Origin of the sequence: Chitinophaga sp. (assembly GCF_035564935.1) — a bacterium.
Taxonomy (GTDB): domain Bacteria; phylum Bacteroidota; class Bacteroidia; order Chitinophagales; family Chitinophagaceae; genus Chitinophaga.
This window is the reverse complement of sequence record NZ_DATMTE010000758.1, coordinates 1-4,443: the sequence shown is the minus strand read 5'-3', so window position 1 is coordinate 4,443 and position 4,443 is coordinate 1. Positions and strand designations below refer to the sequence as shown.

The window sequence follows — 4,443 nt, the reverse complement described above, 5'->3', positions numbered from 1 at the left end:
AAATCATAACAAATCTAATCAGCGTAATCAGCGTAATCAGTTTAATCCTGAGTCAGACAAAATCCGCGTTACGCGCCGAAAATCTCCGCCAGCTTTTTGTTCATAGCGTCATCGTCTTCCCCGCCGCCGCCATAGCGGCCGATGATGACGCCATTTGGATCAATGAGGATCTTTGTGGGGAGAGAATGGATGCCGTAATAATCGCTTACGTCCTCCGGGTTGGGCAGGTTCTTTTCCCGTTTGCTCCAGTCCAGCCCGCGGAGCACGTGGCGCCAGATGCCAATGCCGTCCTGGTCAACGGCTTTTTTCCAGGCTTCGGGTTTGGAGTCGTCGTCGGAAACGCCGATGATCTCAAAGCCTTTGGCGCTGTATTTACTGTACAGTTCTTTCAGGTGGGGATTACCTTTGCGGCAGGGACCACACCAGCTGGCCCAGAAGTCGAGCATTACGTATTTGCCTTTGAAATCAGCCAGACTAATAGTTTTACCGTTGATATCCGTTTTGGTGAACTCATGGGCAGGACTGCCGGGAGAGCCGGCACGCAGACCATCCAGCTCCTTTTTGATTTCGAGGCCATCGGCGCTTTGCTGCATGGCCGGCGACATTTTAGCGTAAAAGGCTTCGCCTTCCTGCAGGGGCATGCCGCTTACACGAAAGCGGAGCAGCTGTGCAGATACGTATGAGTTGGGATGCTGCGTAATAAAGGCTTTATCCGTTTTCTCCATTTGCTCATAGTAAGGCTCCATCTGGTCTTTCAGCTTGTCCAGTTTTGTTTTATAGGGTTCCAGCTGTGCATCGCTTTTTTTTGCTTTCATGGCGGCGATGTACTCCAGGTTCAATTTGTTATAGGCAGCTGACAGGGGTTGCAGCTTTTTTTGAACGGGTGCACGTTCAGCGGTGAGCTGGTCCTGGTCCAGCTGGACTTTAGAGCCTGTAAGCTTTGCATCTTTCAGCCGCCCGGTAGCGGAAGTAAGTTTCATGGGAGCGGCCTCCATAAAAAAGGAGGTCATATCGCCTTCGCCGTACATGGCGGCTTTCTTATCTATGTACATGCGTGCTTCTACGGGTTGCACGAGGTTGCCTTTAAAGGTAAAGCGGCCGTTTTGAGGCAGCACGCTATCGGTCCGGTATTCAGCGGCGCTTTCTGCATAGCTGAGGTACACGTAGCGATTGGGCAGCCCTTTAATATCTCCCGAAAGGGTAAATGGTAATTTTTCCTGCGCCTGTGCCCCGAATTGCAATGCAATAAAGGGTAATGCGATGAGCGTATATTGCATACGGATATTTTTTTAATGAGATGATTATAATACTTCTGCCAGTTTCTTTTCCAGTTCATCCCCATGCAGGTCTTTTGCGATGATCTTACCTGAAGGATCGATGAGCAGGTTACTGGGGATGCTGCGGATATCATACTGTTTGGCCACGGCATTGTTCCAGAATTTCAGGTCTGATACATGTGTCCAGGTAAGGTTATCCTGGTGAATGGCGTTCAGCCATTTCTCTTTGCCGGTGGGCTGATCCAGCGATACGCCAAGCACGGTAAAGTTTTTACTGTTGTATTTATTGAAGGCGGCTACTACATTGGGATTTTCTCCCCTGCAGGGAACGCACCAGCTGGCCCAGAAGTCAACAAGCACATATTTTCCGCGGAAATCCTTCAGGGAAACGGGTTTGCCGAGTGTATCGTTCTGGGTAAAATCGGGCGCCATACTGCCAATACCGGTGAGTTTATTTACGCGGATGCTGTACGCCAGGCGTTTTGCGGGGCCGTTTTCCTTTGCGGAGGCCGACAACTTATTGAAGATGCTTTCTTTTTCTTCCAGCGTCATATCGCTCAGGTACGACAGCAACGGTGCGCCGATGCCGGATGCAGGATGTTGCAGGATCCATTGTTTGGTGAGGCTATCGCTTTCCTTCCGCATACGTTCCATTTCAGGCTGCAATGCAGCGAGGCCGGCAGAATCTTTTTCCGCGTATAGCTTATTCATCTTTTCGTACAGCTCTGCCCGCCCTTGCAGGCCAGGGGCCTTTTTCAGGGTAGCCGCATAATCGTTGTTATCTTTTACGAACTGCGGTCCTCCGAATACGGCGTCTTTAAATTGGGGGCCATTGCCTTTGATGGTGATGTTGCCTTTATCGAGGTAATAAAGGATCACGTTATGCTCACCATAAGGTTTCCCGATTTTGATGATATAGAAATCCGCTTCGCCGGGGGCGATGTTTGTTTTGATAGTAAAGCCACCGGCAGTAGTTTGCACTGAATCGCGGCGATCATCGCCGCCCTGCGAGCTCCAATATACCCACTGCCCTGCGGGCAGATCTTTGATGGTGGCGGTGATGGTGGTATTTTGCTGTGCCTGTACCACCGTAGTGAGTGCTGCCGGCAGCAACAGGGCAGCAATGGCCTGTTTATAATGCTTCATAATGTTCTGTTTTATTTCAGTATTTCAGCAAGTTTAGTATGCAGTGCGGCGCCTCTCAGATCCTTCGCGATAATAACGCCTTGCGGATCTATCAGGAAAGAAAAAGGGATCCCCTGGATACCGTATTCCTGCGCTACTTCGTTGCGCCAGCCTTTCAGGTCGGATACTTCCATCCAGGGCATACCATCCTGCTTAATGGCTTCCTTCCATTTATCGGCTTTGTCATCGAGGGACACGCCGAGAACGGTGAAGTTTTTGTCTTTGAATTTGTTGTAAGCCTTCAGCACGTTGGGGTTTTCAGCGCGACAAGGACCGCACCAGCTGGCCCAGAAATCGAGCAGTACATACTTGCCTTTGAAGTCGGAGAGGCGAACGGGCTTACCATCTACATCGTTTTGTGTAAAGTCGATCATAGGCTGGCCGAGCGCGCTTTTCTTCAGTACGGCGAGGCGTTTTGCCAGTCGTACCCCCGCACCCGTTTGCTGCGCTTCCGGCGTGAGTACGCGATACAGGCTGTCTACCGGCGCATATTCGCCCATCACTGCCATATCTGCCACCATGTTCACACTTACGGGGCTTTCCGGGTGTGCTTTGATGTATGCTTTTGCGCGGTCGTGCCTTTGTTTACGCAATGCTTCCAGGCTGTTTTCCAATGCAGCTTTTGCTGAATCGTTGTCTTTCACCTCCTGAAACTTCGGGTAGAGGGCATCTTCCTGGCTGGTGATATCGCTGATAGATTTCTTAAAGGCTTCGTATGCATCCTGGGAGGCAGAGCCGGTGATCCTGATCTGATCCGTAGAGTCAATGTTACCATCCAGTTTTATGGCAGTATTTTCCACGAACAGTTCCAGGTAACGGGTGGAGGTACCTATGTATATTTTTTGCGGTTCCGTAACGTTACCCGTCCAGGTGAAATGGCCGTCCTTTACCGGTACAGTATCTGTTTTAGCGGAATCGGCTACCGGTATGGAAATAAAAACAACGGAATCTTTCAGTCCGCGCAGTTCCGCCGTGATGCTGGCGGAAGGGGCTTTGGGCTGACTGCAGGCTGCGGCCAGCAGTGTGGCAAACATGATGGGTGTGTGGAGTTTCATATTCGTTATTTAATGGTGATTATTTCTGATAACCTGGGTTCTGCTCTCCGATGGCCGGGTTGTTTAGAAATTCTTCATGCGGAATGGGCAGAATATATTTGACTTTATCGTTTGCCGTGGGTCTTAATTCCCCGATAAGGGAAGATGGAAGTCTTAACAGCGACATCCATTCCTGGCCGTCCTCTCCTACCAGGTTGCGTGAAGTTTCAAGATACAACTGCTTCAGCATTTCATTTGCGGTAGTAGCATTATCTGCTGCAGAAAAATCTGTAACGCCGGCATGGCCCATAATATTTTTAAGAATGGTACGGGCATCGGCCAGGCTGCCTCCCCCGCGTACAATGGCTTCCGCTTTCAGCAGGTATACTTCTGTTAAACGGAAAGCATAAGCCGTTTCTGATAATGGCGTGGGCGTTTCTCCCTGCTTGATATATTTCAGGAAATAAAAGGAATTGTCGGCGCTGGGATTGGGATCTCCTACCATCCACGTGCCGCGGGGATCGTTTGCCAGGAGATCTTTCAGCGCTGTTTTGGCGGTGTAGAGCGAGGAGGCGCCGGGCCAGTATTGCCGGCCGAGCACATAGTAGTAGTTTTCCTGGTTCTGCTGCGATTTAATCCCCAGGATCACTTCCGGGCTGGAGAGTCCTTTTGCATAGAAGAGGTCTTTCAGCTGCGGTTCCAGGGTGTATTTGCCATGGAGGATGATGCTATCTGCCAGCGCGGCGACTAACGGGTAATCGGCCGTTTGACCGTGGCTCATCAGCACTCTCATTTTGAGGGCCATGGCCGCCCAGCGGGTAGTGTAAAAGACTTTATTTTCGGCAGGGGCGTTGGCGATGGCGTCATCTATATCCGCCAGGATAGCATCGTAGCTTTCTTTCACCGAGCTGCGTGCCTTTGCTGTAGCGGATACCGTTACAAATTCA

The 4,443-nt window shown here is 50.6% G+C and carries 4 protein-coding genes; all 4 read right to left on the bottom strand.

Annotated features, from left to right (window positions below):
• Positions 1–68: 68 nt before the first annotated feature.
• Positions 69–1,277, bottom strand: a complete 1,209-nt coding sequence (locus VN105_RS19645; RefSeq protein WP_325643350.1) for a TlpA disulfide reductase family protein — start codon at positions 1,275–1,277, stop codon at positions 69–71.
• 24 nt (positions 1,278–1,301) lie between these two features.
• Positions 1,302–2,423: a TlpA disulfide reductase family protein gene (locus VN105_RS19640; protein ID WP_325643349.1), complete on the bottom strand. Its 1,122-nt coding sequence runs from the start codon at positions 2,421–2,423 to the stop codon at positions 1,302–1,304.
• An 11-nt stretch (positions 2,424–2,434) separates the two neighbouring features.
• A complete protein-coding gene (locus tag VN105_RS19635) occupies positions 2,435–3,517 on the bottom strand; it encodes a TlpA disulfide reductase family protein (protein WP_325643347.1) in 1,083 nt (360 codons plus the stop codon).
• Between the two features lie 19 nt (positions 3,518–3,536).
• Positions 3,537–4,443 (bottom strand): RagB/SusD family nutrient uptake outer membrane protein (locus tag VN105_RS19630; RefSeq protein ID WP_325643345.1); only part of this gene is annotated, 907 nt, incomplete at its 5' end.

Bases quoted from the DNA above. Each gene is read 5' to 3' on its own strand.
- VN105_RS19645 (WP_325643350.1), bottom strand. From the start codon at position 1,277: ATGCAATATACGCTCATCGCATTACCCTTTATTGCATTGCAATTCGGG.
- VN105_RS19640 (WP_325643349.1), bottom strand. From the start codon at position 2,423: ATGAAGCATTATAAACAGGCCATTGCTGCCCTGTTGCTGCCGGCAGCA.
- VN105_RS19635 (WP_325643347.1), bottom strand. From the start codon at position 3,517: ATGAAACTCCACACACCCATCATGTTTGCCACACTGCTGGCCGCAGCC.